28 protein-coding genes are annotated in these 21,658 nt (G+C 67.5%); 12 read left to right on the top strand and 16 right to left on the bottom strand.

What is annotated here, in order from left to right:
* Positions 1 to 653: 653 nt before the first annotated feature.
* From ACIQPR_RS48840 to ACIQPR_RS48785, 12 genes are all read right to left on the bottom strand, one after another.
* Positions 654 to 989, bottom strand: a complete 336-nt coding sequence (locus ACIQPR_RS48840) for a hypothetical protein (RefSeq protein ID WP_403664252.1) — start codon at positions 987 to 989, stop codon at positions 654 to 656.
* A 38-nt stretch (positions 990 to 1,027) separates the two neighbouring features.
* On the bottom strand, positions 1,028 to 1,696 hold the full coding sequence (locus ACIQPR_RS48835) for a hypothetical protein (protein ID WP_403664249.1): 669 nt from the start codon (positions 1,694 to 1,696) through the stop codon (positions 1,028 to 1,030).
* Between the two features lie 150 nt (positions 1,697 to 1,846).
* A complete protein-coding gene (locus ACIQPR_RS48830) occupies positions 1,847 to 2,287 on the bottom strand; it encodes a hypothetical protein (protein WP_403664246.1) in 441 nt (146 codons plus the stop codon).
* Positions 2,288 to 2,327: 40 nt separating this feature from the next.
* Entirely contained in the window at positions 2,328 to 2,624 is a 297-nt protein-coding gene (locus ACIQPR_RS48825) for a hypothetical protein (RefSeq protein WP_403664243.1), read from the bottom strand.
* Positions 2,624 to 2,821 carry a toxin-antitoxin system HicB family antitoxin gene (locus ACIQPR_RS48820; RefSeq protein WP_403664240.1) on the bottom strand — a complete coding sequence of 66 codons (198 nt, stop codon included), beginning with the start codon at positions 2,819 to 2,821 and terminating at the stop codon, positions 2,624 to 2,626. The genes ACIQPR_RS48825 and ACIQPR_RS48820 overlap by 1 nt, the downstream gene beginning before the upstream one ends.
* Before the next feature lie 164 nt (positions 2,822 to 2,985).
* Positions 2,986 to 3,585 (bottom strand): hypothetical protein, encoded by a 600-nt coding sequence (locus ACIQPR_RS48815; protein ID WP_403664237.1) that lies wholly within the window; start codon positions 3,583 to 3,585, stop codon positions 2,986 to 2,988.
* The gene (locus ACIQPR_RS48810) at positions 3,585 to 5,240 is read right to left on the bottom strand and encodes an acyltransferase (protein ID WP_403664234.1); all 1,656 of its coding nucleotides are present in this window, start codon (positions 5,238 to 5,240) and stop codon (positions 3,585 to 3,587) included. The genes ACIQPR_RS48815 and ACIQPR_RS48810 overlap by 1 nt, the downstream gene beginning before the upstream one ends.
* Positions 5,241 to 5,368: 128 nt before the next feature.
* Complete coding sequence (locus ACIQPR_RS48805; RefSeq protein WP_403664231.1) at positions 5,369 to 5,701, bottom strand: SH3 domain-containing protein; 333 nt, start codon at positions 5,699 to 5,701, stop codon at positions 5,369 to 5,371.
* A gap of 175 nt (positions 5,702 to 5,876) precedes the next feature.
* Positions 5,877 to 6,020, bottom strand: a complete 144-nt coding sequence (locus ACIQPR_RS48800; RefSeq protein ID WP_403664228.1) for a hypothetical protein — start codon at positions 6,018 to 6,020, stop codon at positions 5,877 to 5,879.
* Entirely contained in the window at positions 6,011 to 6,271 is a 261-nt protein-coding gene (locus ACIQPR_RS48795) for a hypothetical protein (RefSeq protein WP_403664225.1), read from the bottom strand. Before ACIQPR_RS48795 ends, ACIQPR_RS48800 begins: the two co-directional genes overlap by 10 nt.
* Positions 6,268 to 6,708 (bottom strand): hypothetical protein, encoded by a 441-nt coding sequence (locus ACIQPR_RS48790; RefSeq protein ID WP_403664222.1) that lies wholly within the window; start codon positions 6,706 to 6,708, stop codon positions 6,268 to 6,270. Before ACIQPR_RS48790 ends, ACIQPR_RS48795 begins: the two co-directional genes overlap by 4 nt.
* A gap of 160 nt (positions 6,709 to 6,868) precedes the next feature.
* A complete protein-coding gene (locus ACIQPR_RS48785; protein WP_403664219.1) occupies positions 6,869 to 7,345 on the bottom strand; it encodes a hypothetical protein in 477 nt (158 codons plus the stop codon).
* 77 nt (positions 7,346 to 7,422) lie between these two features.
* Here ACIQPR_RS48785 and ACIQPR_RS48780 point away from each other — a divergent pair, with 77 nt between their 5' ends.
* Entirely contained in the window at positions 7,423 to 8,682 is a 1,260-nt protein-coding gene (locus tag ACIQPR_RS48780) for a helix-turn-helix domain-containing protein (RefSeq protein ID WP_403664216.1), read from the top strand.
* On the top strand, positions 8,679 to 9,230 hold the full coding sequence (locus tag ACIQPR_RS48775) for a flavoprotein (RefSeq protein ID WP_403664213.1): 552 nt from the start codon (positions 8,679 to 8,681) through the stop codon (positions 9,228 to 9,230). Before ACIQPR_RS48780 ends, ACIQPR_RS48775 begins: the two co-directional genes overlap by 4 nt.
* An 801-nt stretch (positions 9,231 to 10,031) precedes the next feature.
* Here the strand turns inward: ACIQPR_RS48775 and ACIQPR_RS48770 are convergent.
* Together ACIQPR_RS48770 and ACIQPR_RS48765 are read right to left on the bottom strand one after the other, a co-directional pair.
* On the bottom strand, positions 10,032 to 10,352 hold the full coding sequence (locus ACIQPR_RS48770) for a hypothetical protein (RefSeq protein WP_403664210.1): 321 nt from the start codon (positions 10,350 to 10,352) through the stop codon (positions 10,032 to 10,034).
* 222 nt (positions 10,353 to 10,574) lie between these two features.
* Positions 10,575 to 10,859, bottom strand: a complete 285-nt coding sequence (locus tag ACIQPR_RS48765) for a hypothetical protein (RefSeq protein ID WP_403664207.1) — start codon at positions 10,857 to 10,859, stop codon at positions 10,575 to 10,577.
* A 189-nt stretch (positions 10,860 to 11,048) separates the two neighbouring features.
* Here ACIQPR_RS48765 and ACIQPR_RS48760 point away from each other — a divergent pair, with 189 nt between their 5' ends.
* From ACIQPR_RS48760 to ACIQPR_RS48715, 10 genes are all read left to right on the top strand, one after another.
* The gene (locus tag ACIQPR_RS48760) at positions 11,049 to 11,219 is read left to right on the top strand and encodes a hypothetical protein (protein WP_403664204.1); all 171 of its coding nucleotides are present in this window, start codon (positions 11,049 to 11,051) and stop codon (positions 11,217 to 11,219) included.
* The gene (locus ACIQPR_RS48755; protein ID WP_403664201.1) at positions 11,210 to 11,374 is read left to right on the top strand and encodes a hypothetical protein; all 165 of its coding nucleotides are present in this window, start codon (positions 11,210 to 11,212) and stop codon (positions 11,372 to 11,374) included. Before ACIQPR_RS48760 ends, ACIQPR_RS48755 begins: the two co-directional genes overlap by 10 nt.
* Positions 11,371 to 11,532, top strand: coding sequence for a hypothetical protein (locus ACIQPR_RS48750; RefSeq protein WP_403664198.1), 162 nt, complete (start codon positions 11,371 to 11,373; stop codon positions 11,530 to 11,532). The genes ACIQPR_RS48755 and ACIQPR_RS48750 overlap by 4 nt, the downstream gene beginning before the upstream one ends.
* Positions 11,529 to 11,723 carry a hypothetical protein gene (locus tag ACIQPR_RS48745; RefSeq protein WP_403664195.1) on the top strand — a complete coding sequence of 65 codons (195 nt, stop codon included), beginning with the start codon at positions 11,529 to 11,531 and terminating at the stop codon, positions 11,721 to 11,723. The genes ACIQPR_RS48750 and ACIQPR_RS48745 overlap by 4 nt, the downstream gene beginning before the upstream one ends.
* 166 nt (positions 11,724 to 11,889) lie before the next feature.
* Positions 11,890 to 12,126 (top strand): hypothetical protein, encoded by a 237-nt coding sequence (locus tag ACIQPR_RS48740; protein ID WP_403664192.1) that lies wholly within the window; start codon positions 11,890 to 11,892, stop codon positions 12,124 to 12,126.
* A 110-nt stretch (positions 12,127 to 12,236) separates the two neighbouring features.
* Positions 12,237 to 13,928 carry a DUF2637 domain-containing protein gene (locus tag ACIQPR_RS48735; protein ID WP_403664254.1) on the top strand — a complete coding sequence of 564 codons (1,692 nt, stop codon included), beginning with the start codon at positions 12,237 to 12,239 and terminating at the stop codon, positions 13,926 to 13,928.
* 279 nt (positions 13,929 to 14,207) lie between these two features.
* Positions 14,208 to 14,675 (top strand): hypothetical protein, encoded by a 468-nt coding sequence (locus ACIQPR_RS48730; RefSeq protein WP_403664189.1) that lies wholly within the window; start codon positions 14,208 to 14,210, stop codon positions 14,673 to 14,675.
* Between the two features lie 23 nt (positions 14,676 to 14,698).
* The gene (locus ACIQPR_RS48725; RefSeq protein WP_403664186.1) at positions 14,699 to 15,166 is read left to right on the top strand and encodes a hypothetical protein; all 468 of its coding nucleotides are present in this window, start codon (positions 14,699 to 14,701) and stop codon (positions 15,164 to 15,166) included.
* A gap of 79 nt (positions 15,167 to 15,245) precedes the next feature.
* Positions 15,246 to 17,489: a hypothetical protein gene (locus tag ACIQPR_RS48720; RefSeq protein WP_403664183.1), complete on the top strand. Its 2,244-nt coding sequence runs from the start codon at positions 15,246 to 15,248 to the stop codon at positions 17,487 to 17,489.
* Between the two features lie 261 nt (positions 17,490 to 17,750).
* Positions 17,751 to 18,872 carry a hypothetical protein gene (locus tag ACIQPR_RS48715; RefSeq protein ID WP_403664180.1) on the top strand — a complete coding sequence of 374 codons (1,122 nt, stop codon included), beginning with the start codon at positions 17,751 to 17,753 and terminating at the stop codon, positions 18,870 to 18,872.
* Between the two features lie 82 nt (positions 18,873 to 18,954).
* Here ACIQPR_RS48715 and ACIQPR_RS48710 read toward each other — a convergent pair whose 3' ends face one another.
* Positions 18,955 to 20,847, bottom strand: a complete 1,893-nt coding sequence (locus tag ACIQPR_RS48710) for an ATP-binding protein (protein WP_403664177.1) — start codon at positions 20,845 to 20,847, stop codon at positions 18,955 to 18,957.
* Between the two features lie 623 nt (positions 20,848 to 21,470).
* The coding region (locus ACIQPR_RS48705) for a hypothetical protein (RefSeq protein ID WP_403664174.1) at positions 21,471 to 21,658 on the bottom strand (188 nt) is incomplete at its 5' end.

Here is a 21,658-nt window from a genome sequence, read left to right as displayed (position 1 = left end):
AAAACGAGAAAATGGCAGGGCTAATAAGATATCGGTCCGCCTCATTTAAGAGACAGACCGATATCGGAATCAGTATTTCCTAATGGTCGACTCCATCAATAGGACGCACCGGGAGAATCTTTTCCGAGGGGACGAGGGTGGCGCCGTCACATGACGCGTCAAGAAGTACCGATGTCCATCCAGATTCTTCAGCCGGACTAACTTCCAAGACGATCGCGAATGCGCCGGAAACTACGCCTACAGAGTCACCCGGTTTTAGGTCTTTGGCATATCGGCACGTTTCACCCTCAAAGTGGTAGTTACGCCTGTGATTACACAGTGTGGGCATGGGGGCGCCCTCTCTCCTGGTGGGGGTCCTGGTGAGGTCCGCGAGGCCGCGCGGCGCCCCGGGGCTCGGAAACGCCGGAGGCGGTTCCTACCGGGCCCCGGAGGGGTCCGGCGCCGGAGGCGGCCCCGGGGCGCCGTGTGGCACCGTGGCGCCGCACCAGGACCCCCACCAGGAGAGAGGGCTACTGCTGCGCCCCATCAGCCCAAACCGTGGTGCACGGCCCTGCGGCGAGGGGGCCAGCGCAGCCGTAGGGCGAGCGCAGTTCGAAGGGCCCGCACCCGGCGTTCCGGGGCGGGCCCTGAGTGGGGTACTGGGGCTACTTGACCTACTGAGCTTCAGTACGTGCAGTGCGGCGACGACGAGACCGAGGAGCCGCGGAACCCGCCTGAGCCTGAGTGGGCGCGGTGTGGGTGTAGTCGCCGGCCTTGAGCCGTGCTCTGACGCGCTCTTCGAGGCCGGGGAGCTGCTTGGTCGGGTCGGGCTCGGTCAGTTCGGCTACGAGCGCGCGGGCCGCTCCGGCGAGGGCTACGTCCGTGAGGTCGAGGTCGAGGGCGGCGCCGTTGCACCAGCGCTTGAGTGCCTTGTGCAGGGCGGGCGAGATGTCGACCGTGACGCGGATCGGTGTGGTCCGGATCGTCTCCTCAACTGCTGTGACGGGCATTTCCTCGTCGCCGAACCTGTCTTTATCTCCTCGGCGAGTCATGCCTGTGCCCTTTCCAATTCAGCGATGATTTCCTCGGCTGCCGCCGGATATGTTGTTCCGCTGGTTTCGATCTTGAAGCCGTACGCCTGTCGGTACAGATCGTCATTGAATGCAATGACGGTCTGCATGACACGGAATCCTCTCTTCGTGAGAGTTTCCCTGAATTCGGCATCCGGTCCGGTCTTTGTGGCGTAGGGGCGATTCGTTCTCGTCAGTAGAACCATTTCGCACATTGGGTTTCTTGGGCGTCCGATCTGTTCACGAAAGTCTCGCGCCTCATCCAGCTTTTTGCGGAGTTGCAGCATGGTGCGGCGGACTTCCATTCCTCCCGGAGCCAGAGGGAAAATCCACACATCCGCATATGCGAGAGCTGATCGTGCAATCGCTTCGTGGTCTTCGAGCTGCGGCGCGTCGACAACCACGGCGCCTCGTCCGTCTTCGAGGCCGGGGAGGGTGCGGTGCAGGGTCGTGATCGCCTGCCCGACCACCGGGAAGCCGAGGCCTTCGGCGTCCTGCATCCAGCCGAGGCACGACGCGCCTTTGTCGGCGTCCCCGAGCACCGGTTCGACGCCGAGTTCTTGGAGGCTCTTGCAGAGGAAGACGGCTGTGGTGCTCTTCCCCACCCCTGGCTTGATGCTGATGAGCGCGATCCGCAATACGGGCATGCCCGTACGGTACTGCGGCTACTGCGGGTCAGTACCCCACTCGCCGACACCGGCCCCCACAAAGACTGACCCCACTGCACCTACTGATGTTCAGTAGGTGCAGTGGGGTCGAGGACGCCCTACGAGGCGCCTCAGAGCCGCGTACGGGGCCTACAGGGCGCGGGCGGTCAGCAGGGCGCTGCCGTACTCGCGCATCCAGGCCTGGTGAAGTTCGAAGTCGGGGTTGGCCGGCGGGATGGGCCAGACCGGCCGCCATCGGGACGCCCGGCCCGGAAGGGTGAGGACTTGGTCCAGGCGGTCGTAGGCCGCGCCGTCGCCTGCCGTGTAGTGCTCCAGGATCACGAGGGGGCCCGGGTAGTGAGTGGCGAGCGCGGCGCCGATCTCCTCGGCGGCGTTCGTGATGCTCACGGCGATGCCGTTCTCGGTGACGATGGCGAGGTGTCCGCCGTCGGCTGTACGCCACACGCGCAGGAGGGCTATGCCTCCGCCGCCGGCGCAGGCCGAGGTGTACGTCCATGCCGGATCGTCGGTGACGGGCACCAGCGGACTCGGGACGGAGGGGAGAGGGGGAAAGACGTCGGTCCGTGGCACGGAGGCTCCCAAGTGGGTGCGGGATGCAGGGACGGGACAGCTACAGGTCTTGGACGGCGCGCAGGGCTTGGTCCACCCGGGCCATGGCTGCGGGGTCGACGGGGCCGAGGAGTTTCGCGCCCTCGAACCGGTCAACCCGCAACTGAGTGATGTTGACGGCGACCGCGGTGCACGGGATCGGGTCGCCGATCACCACCGACATGGCCGTGTCCGGGTACCGCCCGCTGTCGTGCAGCACGATTACGAGCACTGCTCCGTACGTCTCTTCCAGGCCGGTCAGGCTGATGATCAGGGCGTTGCGGCCGTCAGCCAGAGTCCAGATCTCACCGCGATTCATCACAGGGTGTCGCCCTCGCCCACCAGGTCGTCGCCGAGGCCGAGCGCGGCGAGCTGCCGGCCGGCGTCGAGGGTTGCGGCTCGGCGCGCAGCGCGGACCACGTAGGCGTTCACGCTCAGGCCGGCGTCGGCGGCGGCGGCCTTGATCGAGGGGGCAAGTTCATCAGGGATGCGCAGGGTCATGGTGGTGACAGTCATGGTGGCCATGGTAGCCACCGGTTCGCGGTGGCATAAGGCGGTTGCGGCTGAGGCGCCCGCAGGCCTGCGCCTGAGACAGCAGGATCTTCCCTATGAGCACCGAGGGCCCGCCGGCCGGAAGGGTCGGCGGGCCTCGGGCCGCGCGGCGCAAAGGAGGTCGGGAATCAGGCTCCGATTCCGACCGAGGAAATGTAGGCGTAGGCCGCATAGTCGGAGTCGAGATCCGAGATGACGTCCTCCCAAATCTCGTCAATCAGGTCCTCATTCTGATCGGCCCACGCGTCGACCAGGTCAGCCCAGATGTACCGGACGGTGATTGATCGTTGGTTCACATTGGGGCGGTAGTGCGGTGTGGGAACCGCGCTCTGGTCGACGGGGTAAATCTCCATCCGGCGGCCCGCGCCGTTGTTGTCGAGGTGCCGCTTAAGCCACCCGGAACGAATCAGGTTTTCCCGCCGCCGGGTCCAATAGGCATTGTCGATCTTCTGCCGGTTCTCGGCCGAGGGGGATGCCTTGCCCTTGTACCAATTTTTCATGGCGCGGTCGGTGATGCCTTGATCCCTCATTGCCTGACGGCCTTTTGCGCTGTTGAGGTAGCGCATGCGGGCATTCATTCCGCGCTTTGATGTGACAGGCGAGGAGATACCGGATGTGTAGACGATCCGGTTGAGTTCCATAATCAGGGCTTCACCGCCCTTCATGCCCTGCGCGTTGTACTTCTGGAACTCGCCCCATTGGTCCCACAGTCCCGATGATCCGGCCATCAGCGCTTACCCCCAAGGGTGTACGTCTTCTTTTCCTTGACCTGGTTCAGGTCTCGGCCCTCCGGGAACACATTCCGCCAGTCACCCACCACGTGGAGTTCGTCCGTGCCGGAGATCTCTACGACCGTCAGCCCGTGGGCGCGTGCCTTTTCGGCCTTCATCCAGAGGTTGGCGAATGCCTTTGAGCGGATGATGTGCATCATGTCCGGTCGGCGGAGTTCCCGGTTGCTGCTGGATTCTCCGATGGTGGACACGAACTTAGAATACATGGACTTCACGTATTCCAGGGTGATTTCGTCGCCTTCGGCAATGGCATTCTTCCGCGCTTCGGCGAGGGCGCGGCGCAGCTTTTCGAGGAGCGATTCCGTGGCGCCGGAGACCAGGGACCGGTGGATCACGGGGGCCTCGGCGAGGGCGGGCCGTACGACGGCACCCCCCTTGCCGACGACCGGACGGGCGACGTCCAGGAGGAGCCGGAGCGTGGACTCCGTCACCCACAGCTCCCCAGGCTCCATACGGTTGCCCAGCGGGTTGGGGAGGTCGGGGTGGTCCCACTCGGCCGGGGTGATCAGGTGAACGCCGGCCTTCCTGGGGTTGTGGGTGCCGCTGGTGTCCTCCTGCAACCGGCCGATCGGCAGCCAGCATTTGAGCGCGGACAGGTAGGCCGCGTTCATGTCGAGGGCGGTCACTTCGATTTCCTCGCCGTTCTTCGCTGCGGCGACGACTTCCTTGTTGCGCCACTTCGGGCGCCCCTCCCAAATTTCGTCGGACCCCTTCTGTGATTTCTTGTTGAGAATCCCGTCCGTCGGCGGGAATTCCGAGTGTTCGTATCGTCCACCGACGCGGGAGGCTTTGAAGAGTTCCATCACGTCGGGAATAGCGGACTTAATTAGGGCGGTCTTTGATTCGTCAAGGTCGCCCTTGTACTCGGTCAGTACGTCCCGCACACGGGCGTTGATCCGGTCAACGAGCGACGAGGAGGCGTACCCGGGCGCGCGGCGCGGCCGAGCTGACAGTGCAGGCTCCGCCGGTCCGACCGCCGGTTCCGACGCGGCCGACGTCGGGGTCGCCGCTTGTGGCGGATCGGCCACAAGCGGCGGCTCCTCGGACTGCGGGTCGCCGGGGTAGGGCACCGCAGGCTCCCCCGGACCCGTGGGGGCGAACTCCTCCTCCTGGTGCTCGTCCTCGGGGTAGTCGCCGATCGGCTCGGCCGCGGCCAGTGCTTCGGCGCACTCCTCGCTCGTCAGGTGCTGCCAGATGCCCTCTACCGCGTCGGCGGCCGTCTCTCCGCACAGCACACACGGCCCGCTCAGGGCCTCGCTGCGCGGCACGGGCGCAGGGCTCCGGGTAGACGCTGCGGGGTGCGCAGCGAGCGGGAGAGAGGCCTGCGCGGCGGTGGGCAGCCGCTCGGCGGGGAGTGCGGTCACGGCGTGGGTGGGACCGGCGAGGAGATCGAGGACCCGCAGGCGGTAGTGCGCGGCGAGGCGGTCGACGTCGTCAAGTGTCCAGTGCTGCCGGCCGGACTGCTTGCGCGAGACCTGCGCCTGCGCCTGTCCGATTCCCTCGGCGACGTCGCCCTGACGCTCACCGGTCCGGCTCATCAGCGCGGACACGGTGAGCCTGAGCAGTTCCTCGGTGCTGAGACTTTGACTCATGGATGACAGCCTAGCATCTCGAATACTGAATCAGTATTCAGAATGCCGTTTCTATCGGCTGGAATCGTCGGTCTGACTACTGCGGTCACGTGCCCTACTGAACACCAGTAGGGTACTTAGGCTACTGACTATCCGTGGCGGTAGCCGGTGGCGACGTAGTCCCCTCGCACCCATCCCTCGCGGCCGTCGTACGGCCCGGACACGACCCTGCCGTACGCCCACCAGTCGTGATCTCCGGCGATTCCCCAGCAGTAGGCGTAGAAGTCGGTGTTGCGCGCCAGGAGGGCCCGCGAGGGGGACGACGTGCGCTTGTCCGCCCGCAGGTACACGGCGCTGCCCGTGGTGTGGAGCTGCGCGGCGGCGCCGTCCGTGTTGCACGCCCTCGGTTTCGGCGTCGCCTCGGCCGTGCCCGCCGTGGCGGCGGTCCCACCTGCGACGAGGAGGACTACAGCAACGCTCATGATCGTTTTCTTCATGCCCGGACCAACGGGAGCGCCGACGCCCCGGCCACGGCCGTTCGCCCGATCGTGTCCGGAGAACGGCACGTGAGGTACTGCGGCTACTGAACATCAGCACAGTCAGTACGCGACTGTGCCCCAGACCGCAGGGGGACGGTCTGGGGCACTGGGGAGGGGCCTACCGGCCCGTGGATTCGGCGCGGCCGGCACGCTGTTCGGCGAGGGCCGCGCGGACGGCACGGGCGCTGTCGACAACCACCCGTATTCGCTCGGCGCGCTGCCAGAGCATGGCCCGTCGCTCCTCGGTCACGGTCACAGCCACGCCCCCGGCTCGACAGTCGCGTACTCGCCGTACGTCCTGCGGTAGCGGCGGTGCCCGGTGTCGCGGGTGTGCTCGGCCATCCACCGGTCGAGGTGTTCGGCGTCCGCCAGGAGGCCGGACTCCTCGCCGCACTCCTTCTCGTCGCCCGAGACGCACACCGCCTCGAACTCCGGCTCCGCCGACTCGTCGGCCGTGACGCCGGACTGCGTGGAGATCTCGAACTGCCGGAAGCGGAACGTGCGGGTGGTCACCGCTCACCCCTCGGCCGGTCGGCGTGATGGGTCGCCCCGCCGTACTCGCCGGTCTGCGGGTCGCGCGCGCTCACGGTCATGGTGATGGTCCACTCCCACATGCCGTCGACCGGCCCGGGGACTCTCGCGAGGGCGAGTCCGTGCGGTTCGAGGGCGGGGGACTGCCGCGCGACGTCGGCCGCGGCCTGGAGAGCGTCGGCGGGTGTCGACCCCGTACACACCAGGGCGGTGAACATGGACACCGAGACGTCACTCGGCTGCCCACGGTCTGCGAGTGCACCCACGGCTTCGGTCGCCTGGTCGAGGGACCGGACGACATCGCGGGCGAACACGGGCGGACGGCCGATCCGGACCCCGGCGACGTCGTCGCCGGGGTGAACCACGGGGAGGTGCGCGGAAGGGCCGCGTTCATGCTGCGGGTCGTTGTGATGCGCCATGACGGGACGGTACGGGCGGGCGGGCGTGACGAGGACGAACAGAGTGTTCGCCTTGCGCGGGAGGGGGCGAGCACGCGCGAACCCCCGGAGCCAAGGCGCGGAGACTCCGGGGGCGGGGGTCCACGGACGGCTCCCACGGGGGGAGGAGCCGCCCGTGGAGTCAGGGGGCGCAGGTGCGGGCGGCGCGTTCTTCGTCAACCGCGAGGACGGCCGCGCGCAGTTCGGCGGGATCAACGTAGCGCGGGAATCGACCTGTTGGGCCACTGAGGCAGGCAGCTTCCCATGTGCCGTAGCCACTCCTCGGCATCACGACCCATGATCCGCGCGAAAGAGCCCGCACGCCCTGGACGTCGACTCGCTCGTCGGTCCCGGCGGCGCCCGGGGCGACGTGCACGATCAGTTCGTGCCGCCGGTAGTCGGCGTACACGCCGTACCCCGAGTCGAGGGGAAGACCGAGGGAGTCGAGCGCAGCGAGGCCGCGTTCGAGGGGAGCAATCACCACCGCGTCCCACATCCTTCCAGCCTCGGTTAACACCGTGGCCATCATGCCGCCGCTGGCACTCAGCCGACGCTCCATCTCGGCGTCCGGGTCGAGGAAGGAGTCGACCCATGGGGTGGTCTTCTCTGAACTGGCCATATCCGCACGGTAGGGGGCGTACAACAGAAGGTAGGCGAACAGACTGTTCGCCTCTTCCGTCCGTCCCGGAGATCTCGATGGACACCAGGGCTATCGGGCGCCGTATCGCCTACTGGCGTGACCGCCGGCGCCTCACGCAGACCGAGTTCGGCCGCCTCATGGGCGGCAAGAGCAAACGATGGGTGCAGTTCCTCGAATCCGGCGACCGGCAGGCCGACCCGCGCTTGTCCGTGTTGGAGGACGCGGCCCGCGTGCTGAGTGTCGATCTCCTCGCGCTGCTCACGGACGGGCCCGCCGTCGAATGCGTGGACGCGGCCGAGCTGGAGCGCATCCGGACCGTTCTACAGAGCCACGACGTGATCACGGGCACGGTCGATTCGGACTCCGCCGACCCCCTGCCGGTCGACGTCCTGCGCGCCCGGGTCCGCTACGGCTGGAACTCGTTCCAGGCCAGCCACTTCGCCTCGCTCGGCCGCCTGGTGCCCGAACTCCTCGTCGCGGCCAACCGCGCCGCCGCCCGCCACCAGGGCGACGACCAACTAGCGGCGTACCGGTCGCTGTCCATGGTGTTGCAGTTGACCGAGGCCGCGTCGATCAAATTCGGTGCCAGCGGCCTCGCCACGATCGCCGGCCACCGTGCCGTGAGCGCGGCCGAGCGGTCGGGCTGCCCGGTCATCATGGCGTCGGCCTGCCGGCATCTGGCCGACGCGATGACCGCCGACGGGCAGGCCCGCGCCGCCGCCGACTTCGCCGTAGCCGCCGCCGCCCGCCTCGAACCAGACCTCAAAGCGCGGGGCGCGGACGGCCTGAGCACGCTGGGCATGCTGTACCTCAAAGCGTCGATGGCTCGGGCGGTGGCAGCCGAGGCAGCCGCGCGCGACGACCGCCGCGCCGCCGCCGACGCCCGCGCGGTCCCCCAGCTCCTGGACCAGGCCGCCGAGCACGCGGCCGAACTCGGCGACGCTGGCGACGGGAACGCGCTGTTCACAGCGTTCGGTGAGACCAACGTCCGGTTGTACCGGGTCGCGGCGCACGTGCAGCTGTCGCAGGGCGCGGACGCCGTCGCCGTCGCAATGGAGATCACCGCCGACGACCGCGCAGCCCTCCCTCGCGAGCGACGCGCCCACCACCTCGCCGACCTCGCCCGCGCGTACGCGCAGGCCGGGCAGCGCGAGACGGCGGTGGACACGCTCCTGGACGCGGAGAAGGAAGCAGAAGAGGAGGTCCACTGCCGTCCCCGGACCCGCCAACTCGTTGACGACCTGCGGCTTTTGGGCGTCGGCGGCGCAGAGCGACGCTTGCGGGCACTCGCCGTTCGCTGTGGACTGCCCGGGTGACTAGCACCCTGTATCTGATCTCCAGTGCCGCCCCGCCCGTCCTGCACATCACCACCGGTATCCGCACCGCACAGAGCCGCGGGTGGGACGTCTGCCTCATCCTCACCCCGTCCGCCCACAGGTGGGTGACCGAGGACCCCGAAGGCCTTGCCGTGCTCCGCGACCTCACCGGCCATCCCGTCCGCCACACCTACAAGTTGCCGTCGCAGGGCGACGTCCTACCCGACGCTGACGCCCTCCTCGCCGCGCCCGTCACCCTCAACTCGTTGACCAAATGGAGCGATGGTCACGCGGACGCCCTCGCCCTCGGCCTCCTCACCGAGGGCCTAGGCCTCGGTCTGCCGATCGTCGCTCTGCCGTACATCAACGCCGCGCAGGCCAGGCACCCCGCCCTGCCGCGCGCCGTGTCCACCCTGCGCGAGGCCGGAGTGCGCGTGCTCCTGGACGACGACCACGACGAGGGGTTCGTACCGCACCAGCCCAAGCACGGCCGCGTCGAGGAATACCCGTGGGATCTCGCCCTGGACGCCCTCCCACCGGCTGTCTGACGTCCTTCATCCGAGTACTGCCCCCACTGCCTCTACTGAGCCTCAGTGGGGGCAGTACGGCGTTTCTGTCGGCAGGGCTGACGACCGCCGACCCGGTGAGACTGGCTGACTCGCCCTCAAAACCCTTACGACAGCGAACCGAAAACGTCTGTACGCCGCTGTGGGCGCCTAACTCCCAACCTTGCGAGGGATTCATCCGGTAGCCGGTGATCGACGCAGAGAAGCCCGGCCAGAGGTCATGTGGGTGTCTGTCTGTGACATGCGGGAGTAAACCGTTGATGCCACTGATGCTGAGCCCTTCACGCGCGCGCCCACGCGCGTCCTGTGGTTGCTGTTCCCAGATGAGGTAGTTGCAGCTTGCTCAACGGTAATCAACCACGTGAACACGGGGGCTCGGCTTGCCGAGACCTGCGTGAGCGAAGCGAACGTGTCTATGGGGGTCTGGGGGGAGGCGATCCCGAAGGGACGACGAGCGAAGCGAGGAGCAGTCCCCCCAGAGATCAGAGAGTGCGTAGCACTCTCGATGATCTCTCTAGTTCAACCTCCATCTGCTTCCCTTTTTCTCTAGATCAACTCTGTCTGTATTGCCCGGCAGATCTGACGGAGGGGGCCCATCAGATCTGCCGGGGGAGGGGCCGTCAGGAATGACAGGGGACCCCCTGTCAGGAATGACAGGGGGTCGGAGGGCTGCGCAACCTCGCAAAAACCGCCCCCGTCAGGAATGACAGGGGCGGTCGGTCCTCCATGACTGAGGGGCCCCGACGAGCGTCCGCTCGGGGCCCCTCATGAACATGCCGTTGGTCAGTCGGTCGGTTCGTCAAACTTCGTCACGTACAAGTTGGTGGTCTGCGACCCGTCCTCTCGATACCGGGGGCGAACCTCCATGCACTTCGCTGCGACCAGGCGCCGGATCGTGCGCTCTACGGTGGATCGGCTCACGTCGAATTCCGCTGCGATCGTGTCGATTCCAGGCCAGATGCCATCTAGCCCGCCGTACCTGGCGCGCAGCCAGTCGTAGAGCCAGACGTCTTTGAACGCCTTCTTCACGACCCAACCCGGGGTCATGGAGAAGCCGCGAGGGCCCTCATGAACGAGCCCTTCCGGGGGCGCATTGTCTGACATGGGCAGAACATCCTTCCTGCCCCGAACCGCTGCTAGGCGTAACACGCGTGCGCCCGGTATGCTGGCCCGAAGCTGATAGCAACGCGAGCGGCCCCCCGGCGACCAACCACAGGGGCCGTTTCGCATTTCTGGATCATGTTGCGCGATCCAAATTTTGCACTAGTGGTGCCGATGAGCCTACGCCCTGTGCAGATTGGGCACTCAGGTACGGGCTGGGTGCATTCAGCTTTTGCCCTCCGGCGGGCGCTTAGGGCGCACGGACACGCCGGCCCGCTCGAACCACTCGTACATCACGCGTGGGGATACGCCCGCCTTCTCCCGGATGCGGGTCCGGTTGGCGCCGATCTGCGCTGCGGCGATGGACGCGCGTTCCACCTCATGGTTCGCGAGCGCGGTGACCATGGCGACGATCCTGTCTCGCTCCTCTGCCGCTGCCTTCACGGCGCGTAGCGCGTCGGCCTGCGCCTGAAGCACTGCTGCCTTCTCGTCCTCGGGGCTCTCGCTCATGCGCCACAGCATGTCATAAAAACCCGTCGGTGTGAGTAGTTGCACCCAAGGGTGTTTTCGTGTCAGGGTGGTGCTCGCCCCGGAAACGAGGGCGGCCCCCGGGCGGTGTTGGAAGCACCGCAGGTTGTTGGAAGCAACCGTGCCGAGGGCCTGATCACCCCACCTACGTGCATAGGAGGGCGATCCATCGTGGATCGTATCGCCACGCCCCCGGGCGTGTTGACCAAGGATCGAGTGTTCGCCGGCCTCATCGAGGACCTGGAACGCGAGGACGACGCCCGCGGCCCCGAGCCGGAGCCGGAGAGTGTTCTCCGCGTCATCATCAGCCGCCCCGTGATCGGGGGGACGACATGGCGCTGAAGGACCGTCCCCCGATCAGCACCGCGCCCGGCGGCCCGTACGCCGACAAGGGGCAGCCCACCGTCTACCAGCCCTCGCGCGGCGGTCACTTCCCCCAGGAGCCCAGGCCCGTCCCCGGCACCCCCCGGAACGGCGAGCCGAGGGAGACGCGGTGACCAAGAAGACCGTCACCGAGTACCTGGACTCGCTGAAGACTCCCGAGCCCCCGAGCAACCCCCAGGTGAGCGCTGCGGACGCGAGTGTCCAGCGAGCCAACGCCAGCGTCCACGCGCAGCAGGGCATCCCGCGCACGACCGGCGGGGGCGCCCGATGAGGAACCCCCTCGCGTTCGTGTTCGCCGACCCTGCGGACCACGGCAAGAGCGACTACAAGATGGGCCGCGCGTCCAAGTCGGCCACCGAGGCGGACCGGCAGGGCTGGGCCAACTCGGATGCCACCCAAGGGTTTTCGCGGGCCGTAGGGAGCGGCGGCGGTCGCCGTTCGATCTTCGGCCGGAGGCGCTGACCCACACGTCCCACTGAAACCCCTCGTCACCGGAAGCGCACCCGCCGCAGGATGGGCGGACGGAGCCACCGCGTGACAGTCCCGGAACACGGCGTGAGGCTGCCGGATCGACTCCGGCCCGGGACACGTCCGCCGACCGGCGGCACCCCAACCAGGAGGAACCGTTGTGACGAAGAAGAGCATCGTTGGGATGTTGGCCGACAACCGAGACTGGGCCGCTCGCCGGGATCAGGCTAAGGCCGACACGTACGCGAAGAACGCCGCCGCCCTGCGGGAACGGGGAGGCACCGGCCCCGTCGTAGAGGCGCTGATCAGCAACCGCTCAGCCACAGCTGCCCAGTACCAGGCTGCCGCAGACCGCCACCGTCGAGCCGCTGCCGACTTGCGGGAGCGCGACGTCTGACATGCATTGCCCCGGAGTACGGCGTGAGGCTGCCGGATCGACTCCGGCCCGGGGCGCCCCTCACCGACCAGATCACCGCCCGCAGTACAACGGAGGACAGCGTGACCACCATGACCGACTCGCGCACCGAGGCCGCCCCCGGGCGTCCGCCGGAGCCGGAGTCAACCGTGCCCGAGGCTCCGGCCGTCGAGGCGAACGACTCCGGCCGCGCCGCCGAGGCCAGCGCCGAGCCATCGTCCGTGCCGCGCCGCCGCCTCACCAGGATCATGTGGACGGTCGTTGGTGTCGCGATCCTGGCCGGCCTGACCGTCGCGGCGGTCGGGTTCACCCTCTCGTACGGCGCGCTCGTCCGCGCGGCCCGAGGCTGGGGGTTCGGATCGTGGGGCTCCTACGCTTTTCCGATCGGGGTAGACGGTCTGATCGTCGCCCTGTACTCGATCGCGCTCGTCCTTGCCTGGCGCAGGATGCCCAAGCCCATGCTGCTGGTCGCGGCGCACATCACCACCGCCGTGACGATCGTGCTCAACATCCTCGCGGCGGCCGACAGCGCGTCCGGCAGTCCCGGGGTGTGGGAGGTCGCGCAGAGCGACCCCGGGAGGCTCCTCGCGCACGCCGCGATGCCCATCGCGTACGTCCTACTTGTCGAAGCGGCGCGGCACCTGATCACCCGTACCGCACTCCTGGAGTCCGGCGAGCGTGGCCTCACCCTCGCGGACTGGCTGCTGCGCTTCCCCACCACCTGGTGGGTGTTCCGTACGGCTCAGACGCACCCCATGTCGTACGCCGACGCTCGGAAGATGCGTCGCGAACTGGCGATTCACGGAGTGTGGATCACCTACCGCGAGCAGATCGAGGCAGCCCGCCGTGCTGCCGACGACAGGGGCGAGACGTTCGACGAGCACGAGACCGTGACCGTGCTGGATCGCCTCCCCGAGCTGCTTGCCCCCTACGGCGTCAGTGTCGACGAGGCTCTGGCACTGCCCGACCGGATGCGCAGCGCGGAGCAAAAGCGCCGTACCGCACGCGACCAAGCCACCGCGGAACGCCAGCACAGGGCCCGCGCCGACGAGCGCGCCCTACAGCACGCCGACCGCATGGCCCAACTCAGGGACACCGCAGAGGAGTTGAGGGAACAGGGGCAGGTGGACGTACTGACGGCTCAGGTCGACGGCGAGCGCCAGGCGGCCGAGTACCGCGCCCGCGCCGCCGCCGACACCGCCGGGATTGAGGCCTCGGCAGCACGCACCACTGCTGAGCGGGCCGCGACCGAGGCGCAGCGCCGCGCGGCTGCCGAGGAAGAGGCCGAGGAGTCCGCGCGCACGGCGGCGGCCCGTCTCAAGGCGGCCGAGGACGACAAGTCGGCGCTGTTGATCGAGCAGCAGAACGTGCGCCGCCGCCAGGAGGCCGCCGAAGCGCAGCGACAGGCCCTCGCCACTGCGGCCGAGGCCGAGCGTGCGAAGCGCGACAAGGCCGAGGCCGAGGCCGGGGCCGCCGCCGCCCTGCGCAAGTTGAACGAGGACCGTGCCGCCGCCGCGCACGCCGAACTCGCCGCTATCGCGGCCGAGGACGCGGCAGGCCTGAATCAACGGGAGCGCAACATCCGGCGCACCGCCCGGTTGATCAGCACGGAGGCGGACGGATCGGCCCTGCGCCTGCCCCTGGCCCGCATCGAGGAGGTGATCGGCGTCGCCAACGGGACAGCCTCCGGCTACCGCGACGAGGCCGCACGGCTCCTCGCCTCCGGCTACGACCACCGCGCCGACCCGTTGCACGGGCAGGCCGCCTACTCTCACGGGACGTGATCGCTCCGTGACGGGTCCGGCAGGGGATTTGGGCCCCCGCCGGACCCCCCTCCCAAGAACTGACAGCGCGTCACAGAGAGGCAGAACCAGTATGACCCGACGTACGACGACCGGCAGTTGCCGAGTCACCCTCCCCCCCGACCGGCACCAGTGGACCTACGCTCCGGCCGCCCCCGCGCGGCGGTCGTGGCCGGCCTTCGGCGGTGACGAGCTGCGGGTGCGCGCGTACCTGTGGCGGGTCCTGGGTGTCGGCGCGGCTGCCTCGGCAGGGAGGCCGCAGTGAGCAGCAGCAGTGACGAGCCGTGGTGGAGCGCGCAGAGCACGGGCGCGGACCCCGGCGACGACCGCCAGGCGGAGCGCGACTCCCTCACGGACGCGGCGGCCGACCTTCGGTATGCGGCCGAATACCTGCGGGACGCGGCGACTCCGGCCCCGCCGCCCAAAGAGTCCAACTGGGATTTCACGTGGCTGACCCAAATGCGGAAGCGCTCCGACAACGGGAAAGCATTCGTTGACGCCCTGTGGTCGGTCGGACCGGCGTACACCATTTTTCTCGCGTCGCAGCGATTCGAATTCGGTACCGCCTGCGGATTTACGTTCCTCGGTTTCGCTGTCATCGGAGGATGGCACTTGCGAGTCGAGCGAAAGGCAACTCGGCTCCTCACGTGGGGCCTTCCTGTGGGACTCGCGTATTACGCACCAGTGGCAATCATTTTCGGACTCGGCAAAGTGCTCGTAGGGGGCTAAGAGTGAAGACTGTAACTCTCGGGATGTTCACTGTCGGGATTCTCATCCTGACCGCCCGACTCGCATGGTTCTATTTCAAGAGCAAGTCCCGTGACTGGTCGAAGATTGCACCCTTCGGAATGGGTGCCGCGACCTTTGCGGCGGCGGGTGCCTGCGCGGGCGGACTCATCGGAACTGTCCTCTCCTGGGCCCGTAATGGCGTAGGAAAGGCCGGTGACGTTGCCCTCGAAAAGGGAACCGGAGCCACCCACGTACAGATCTCGCGCCCGGCTGAATTCGGGACGCTGACACCGTACGGCGCCGTGATCATGCTCGTCATGATCGTGTTGTTCGTGGTCATCATCAAGTCCGCGAAGAACAAGCCCAAGAAGGAAATCTTGTGGGGGGCGCCCTGCGGTCTGACCCTGGGCCCGTTCCTCGGCGCCGTCACCCTCGTCCCGCTGATCAACTGGATCGGCCAAGTCGGCATCCAACAGCCGTTCTTCAGCTGACCGACCCGAGCGGCCCGGACGGGAAGCCACCCGTCCGGGCCGCGCCCGAGCCACCTCGAAACGCGCCGGAGAGCCCGAGATGAGCGACCAGACCACCCCGCCCGCAGAGTCCCCTGCCCCGGCCGCGCCCGAGGCCGCCGAGGCGCCAGCCGACACCGCCGAGGAGACCGCCCCCGCTCCCGGCCTCGCCCGCGCGACCGTGACCCGGATCGGCTACGGCGCACGCCACGTCGGGGCGAGCCTGCGCCACACCCTGACCACCGGACACCAGAGTGACGACGAGATCCGGCGGCTCCTCGTCCAGCGCCAGCTCGGCGCGTTCGAGGAGCTGCGCGAGACCGCCGCCGAGGAACTGGCGGACGTCCACAAGCGCATCACCCGACTGGAACTCATCGGCGCAGAGGATGGCTGGACGGCGGAGCAGCGCCAGCAGGTCAAGGTGCTGCGCGAGGAGCGCAAGGGCCGTACGAGGGCCCTCGAAAGCCTGCGGAAGACCCCGTTCGAAGCCGTCCAGCCGACTGACGGCCAGATCAAAAGCGCTCGTCGCAAGGGGTCCACGCGCCGGTTCGTCGCGCTCCTGGTCGTGGTCGGCCTGTTCGTCACGCTCCTCGTCAAGGCGCCTCAACTCTTGCTCCTGGTGCTCCCCGCCGCCGTGGCCGTCCTGTGGTGGCTCGGCCGGCGCCCGCCGACCCTCGTACAGCGCCCCGTGCCGGAACGCCTCCTCGCCCGCGCCGAACTCGCGCTGCCCACGCAGGCCGGTGCCGCCGCAGGCGCCGTCAACCCGGAGGAGCCCCGCCAGTACCCGATCGCTGACGTCGCTACCGCGGAGGAGGCCGAGGAGGCGGTGCGGCGGGTCGTCACCGCAGTTGGCGGCGACCTCGCGGCCGTCAGCGACGGGCACCGCGAGCCGTGGGGGTGGTCGGTCCGTGTGCGGTTCCGCGACGGATCGCCGGACGACCTGAACGAGGAGAAGACGTACAGGCGGCTGATCACCGCTTGGCGCCTGCGCCGTGCCGGCCTCCTCATCGAGGCCGACCCGGATTTCGGCGACACATGCACGCTGCGCATGGTCATGCGCGACCCGTTCACGCCCGAGTTGGTGGGCGCAGTCCCGTACCGGGCGCCGCTGTCCACCTCGATCGCTGACGCCTTTGACTTCGGCGTGGGCATGGACGCGAGCGAACTCGCCTTCAGCCTCGCCGGACTGATGCTGATCATGGTGGGCGACACCGGCAGCGGTAAGTCCGGGATCGCCCTCGCCCTGGCCGAGGCCGTCACGTCCACCCGGGACGCCGTCCTGATCAACCTGGACCCCGCCGGGTCCGGCGTCGGCGACCTCGGCCCCGCCATCACGCTGGACGCCTGCATGGACCAGGCGCTGATCGGCAACGTCCTCGACTTCCTGATCAAGCTGTGCTCTGCCCGCGCCCGTCAGCGCAAGGCGTACGGATGGGGCAACAAATGGCGGATGAGCCCCGAACATCCCGCATTCGTCGTGCACATGGACGAATGGCCGCAGCTCACCGATAAGAATAAAAAGAAACTCATCAGGGCAATTCTTATCGGCCGTAAAGAGGGAGTTTGGTTCGAGGGATTCTCTCAGTGGGGAACTAAGGACTATTTGGGCGACGCTATCGGGCCGAAAATGCCGGGCAAAATTCTTGGGGCCTGCCGCAGGGTCGACGTAACCGAACTTCTCGGGGGCGGATCAATCGGCGAGGGATACCGCTCTGATCTCCTTCAGCCTGCGACCCATACCGAGATCGGCGACGCCGGACAGATCTACGCCCAAGGCCTGCCCGGGATGCCCAAGCGACCGGTGCGCTACAAATTCCGCGAGATCACCTCGGAGTACGCCGCGCGGATCGGCGCGGAGCGGGCGGCGGCAGGCCTGCCCGACGTCACGCACACGCTGACCGAGGCGGGTCTGATCAAGGAGTGGAACAAGCTCCTGGCGGCGGCCGGCGGCTCCGGTCCGGCCCTCGGCGGGGACGACGACGAGCCGGACGTGCCGCACGTCCTCCTCGTCATCGCTGAAGCGTTCGTCGCCGAGGACGACCCGGAGTACCTGACCCTCGATCAGGTGCACATCTACCTCAAAAAGGACGACGCGGCGAAGTGGTCGAAGTGGGACGACCGCGACGACAAGGGGCGCCTGCGGGAGCTGGGCAAAACCCTCGCCCGCGAACTGCGCGACGCGGGCACGGTGTTGTCCTCGGAGAAGATCACCGAGGCAGAGGGACAGCCCCGCGGCTACTACGCGACCGCGGTGCAACAGGCCCTCGCGGACGTCTCCTCGGACGATTCCTCGGACGACTCCTGATCGGCTGCCCATTGGCGCTGATCGGCTCACCGCAGCCGATCAACGCCAATGGGCAGCCGATCAAGAAACCATTGCTGACCTGCGGAAACCAATCAATCCGATCATGCAGCGACACCCCCCCCTCTCGCGCCGGAAGCGCCCTCCGGGGCGGCTGAACGGGGGCGTCCGGTCCTGATCGGCCGAACGGCGACCGTCCGAATTGCTCCGCCCTCGCGCGGAGGCCTGAGACCATCAGACGAACCCCACCAGGAGGCCACACAGATGCAGCTTGCCGAGCCGTCCTCCGACCCGTGCGCCGGCGTCGTTGGCGTCGCACGGGACGCGTGCGAGGGCAAGTCCACCTCGACCGACCCGACCGCAGCCCTTGATCCCCTCGGCTCACTCGCCCACTCGTTCGCCCGGGGCGCGGCCTGGACGGTCGAACAGGTTGGGCACGCGCTTGACGGGTCCGCCACCGTTGACTTCACCAGCGTCAAGTTCCTTCAGCAGTACGCCGTAGTGTTCGCGGCCTCCACGGTGCTGACGCTCGTCCTGTGGCTCATCGCCGTTGCCAAGCGCGCCATGCGCGGGGCGCCGCTCACCACCGCGTTCGGTGAGGCGGTGGGCTTTCTCTGGCTCACCGTGATCGCCTCGGCCTTCACGCCCCTCACGCTCCAGGTGATCGTAAGCGCGGTCGACTCGGTCACCAACGCCATGACCGGTTCCAACGGCAGCATGCCGAGCCTCTTTAAGACGCTGACCGAGATCCTGCGCCGCGACGGAGACATTGTCGGCGGCGGCCCGATCGTGCTGATCGTCGTTTCTCTGGTGACGATGATTGCGGCCGGTCTTCTCGGCCTCGAACTTGTACTGCGGGCAGCCGCCCTTTACCTCGGCGCGCTCCTCGCTGTCGTGGTCTACACAGCGCTCGTCGACCGCGACTTGTGGGGCAAGGTCCGCATGTGGGCCGGTGTCATGATCGCTGTCATCCTGCTAAAGCCGGTCGTTGAAATCGCCTTGGGAATCGCCGACGTTTTCACTCAGGGGCAGGGATCGGAACCAGGAACCGTGATCGTCGCCGGAAACGCCGTCGTCATCATCGCTATCGGTGCGGGCGTCGCCATCTTCCGATTCGTTCCCGGATACGGGGACGACATAAAGAATGGCCTCGCCGTACGAGCCGGAGCGGCGACCGGCCGAGGCGCCCTAAAGGTGACCGGGTCCGCCGCCGGAATCGTCGCGCAGGGAATCCAGACGCACGGCGGACGCGGCGACGACAACCGAGGACGATCCGGCGGACAAGGCAGTGGGAAGATCAACGGAGTAAACGGCGTCCGCGACGGAATGTCGACCCATGGCAGCCGTGGAACCGGAAAGCAACAGAAGAAGAAAGACGGCAACTGACGCGATCCGCGTATGCCGTATACGGAAACAGTAAAGGGGTCTGCGGTCGACCGCAGACCCCTTTACTGTTTATGCGGAATCCTTATCCGCCCAGCTTGGTCAGTATCGGCGGCATCCGTTCACCGGTCACCGCCGTCAGCGAAATAACGGCATGCCCCGTTTGCAGATCATTCGCCAATTGCGAAGAAGACCACCGTTGCCGCTCCTCGCGACGCATGGTGACCGACTTGGTAGTCACATGCTGGCCGGTGACCATTTTCCGCACCGCATGCCAAACCTTTGTACCGGGATGCTCGGCGCGTACCTGCCGGTGAGTAATCATTTCCGTTTCCACCCACTCAGTTCCCCACGCCGTGGCGAAATGCTGGGCATCCCACGAACTCACACCCACACACGCGACACGACAACCCACCGCAGCCAATAGGTGATCCCTCAACACGTCGGGGATATCGTTCAGGCTCCGCAGGGAAAACAGCACACCCGCATTGCTCCGCCGGAGACTTTGTAGCGCACGCAGGGAATGAGGCGTCACGGTCTGGACAGCGTCCTCAAGAACGAGGAACGCGAAAAGGGACTGATCTCGGCGGGAAGTCGCACACATCGTGAATTGCGCGAGTACGAGGCGCGCGATAATACGCGAGGCATCCGTGTGCACCCCCTCCGGCAGATCAATGCGTACCCGGACGGGCCGGTCAAGGTGCTGAAGACTGAACACCGAACGACCGTCCGCCTTGCTCCCCAACCCGGGCGCGGCGAGCAAGGAATGGAAGGCTGGCCGATCCAGCAACGCCACGCGGTTGGACAACGTCTCCGCAGCACCCCCAGGAGCCGCTGAGCGCCGCTCGAACGCGTCCAGGTCCCGCAGGTGGGCGGATGCACGCTTGCCTTCCAGAACGGCCCGCAGATCGGCGCGTACGGCTTCGCTGTCGAGGAGGTCGCGGAGATCTTGGATCGCGGGGAACTGGCCGTACGCCGCGCGCCACGGGCCGAGGAGCTGCGCCAGCGCCGTAACGGCCCATCGGCTGTCGTGCCCGACCTCGGCGAGGTCGCCCACCAGGGCCTCGGCCAGCACCGAGGCAGCCTCGTCCGGGTCGTCCAGGCCTGCGTACGGATCAAGGCTGTGCGCGATGCTGGGGTCACCGGCCCGCAGCACCACGTCGAAGGCACGGTGCTGGGGCGCTGCGGAGCCTGCCGACGTCACGGCGACCACCGCGGCTTGACCCGCGAGAGCCTGAAGACACAACGACTCGGTGACCGGCCCCATGATGCCCTCGGCCGGCTCCCGCCCTGACGGGCCGACCACCAGAGCCGACGTCCCCAGCACCGCCGGGTCAAGGGCGATCCCGGCGCCTCGGTAGACGTACGGGTTGCGTGGGGAGTCGGCTGCCGACCCGATCCGCACCTGGCGCAGCGGGAGGTCATGCCGCGCCGCGCGGGCCGGAAGGTCCCGCGCACCCGATCCGTGAGCGCAGGCAGCGGCGCCGTGCACCCGTACCGCCTCGGTGATCTCGGCCCGCGCCCGACCGGTCCGCCACGCATGATCAATGCGCGCATAGTCAACGTCGCTCATCCGGCCCTCGCGCAGCTCGGCGGCGAGGACGTCCGCCACCGCAACAGCGCCGTCCGCCCGCAGTTGGGGCCACAGCGCCGGATCGGACTCCGGCGCCGGCGGCGGCGCACCCTCGGCCGTCGCCGCGTTGACGTTGGCCTGCCGTACGGCGGCCCGCGCTCGGCGCAGTACCTCCACCCACCCGCCGAGGCGCGCGCAGAACACCACGATGGCGCCGAGTACGACGGCGTAGTACGTCCAACTGGCGATCACGAAGTACGTCGATTGGAACTGTCCGTCTGGCGTGATCAGGATCAGGGGCCAGATCCAGTACTCACCCAGGTAGCCGTTCCACAGCAGCGACCACACCAGCCATCCCACCAGCGCCGACCCGCCAGCGCCGACCAGGAGCTGACGCGTCGACACCCGGCTGGGCTCCTCGGCCGTGCGTGGTTTGTGCCCAGCACGCCAGATACCCGGGCCAGCCGTGGGCCGAGGCATCCGTAGCCACGTGACCAGCGGATGGACCGTCGCACCAGGCGGAGCCGGCGGCCTCGGCGGGAGCACAGGAGGCGGTGGTGGGGCCGCGTCTGCGCGCGGCACTCCGCGCTGCTCCTGGCCGTCCTGCTCGCTGTCCATCCCCGTCTCCCTCTGTCGCCTTGGGCTGCCAATTTATAGGCGACTGAGGGCGGTTCGGCGGCCTCGAAAACGTGCCCGAGACTGAGGGCACTGCATCTACTGAGATTCAGTGAGTGCAGTGCCCTCAGTGACCTCAGTACCAAGCGCGCCCGAGACCGATACCCGCGCGCCCGAGATCATCCGAGGCGTGCGTGAGACGACTACAAGTCGACATGAGACCACCCCAGCGGGCCCGAGATGCCCTCGAACGCAGCACCCATTCAGGAACGCTGACCACTCGTCACAGAATCCGCCGGAGAAACGAAACCCAAGGGAATCCGCGGTGCACCTGAGATTCGATATCGGATGACAAAGACGTGATGCCCAAAGGAAAGCGATTCGGCAGAATGAAGGCTAAGAGCCTCACTCTTCTAATATTCGTCCTTCACTTCTTCTCTCATGAACCTCTCGTCTTCCGCTTTCATGAATTCCGCGTATTCCTCGCGGGTCATTTCACTGTGCGCCTTTAAGATGTCATTGACGCTTAGCCCGGCGCCTAAATCGATGTCATTCACGTCTTTCCCTTCACCTTGAATTCTGCCTGCCATTTTCTCGTTTC

Origin of the sequence: Streptomyces sp. NPDC091280 (assembly GCF_044768565.1) — a bacterium.
Classification (GTDB): Bacteria; Actinomycetota; Actinomycetes; order Streptomycetales; family Streptomycetaceae; genus Streptomyces.
Note: the sequence above shows the minus strand (reverse complement) of the source record. Positions and strands in the feature narration are given on the sequence as shown.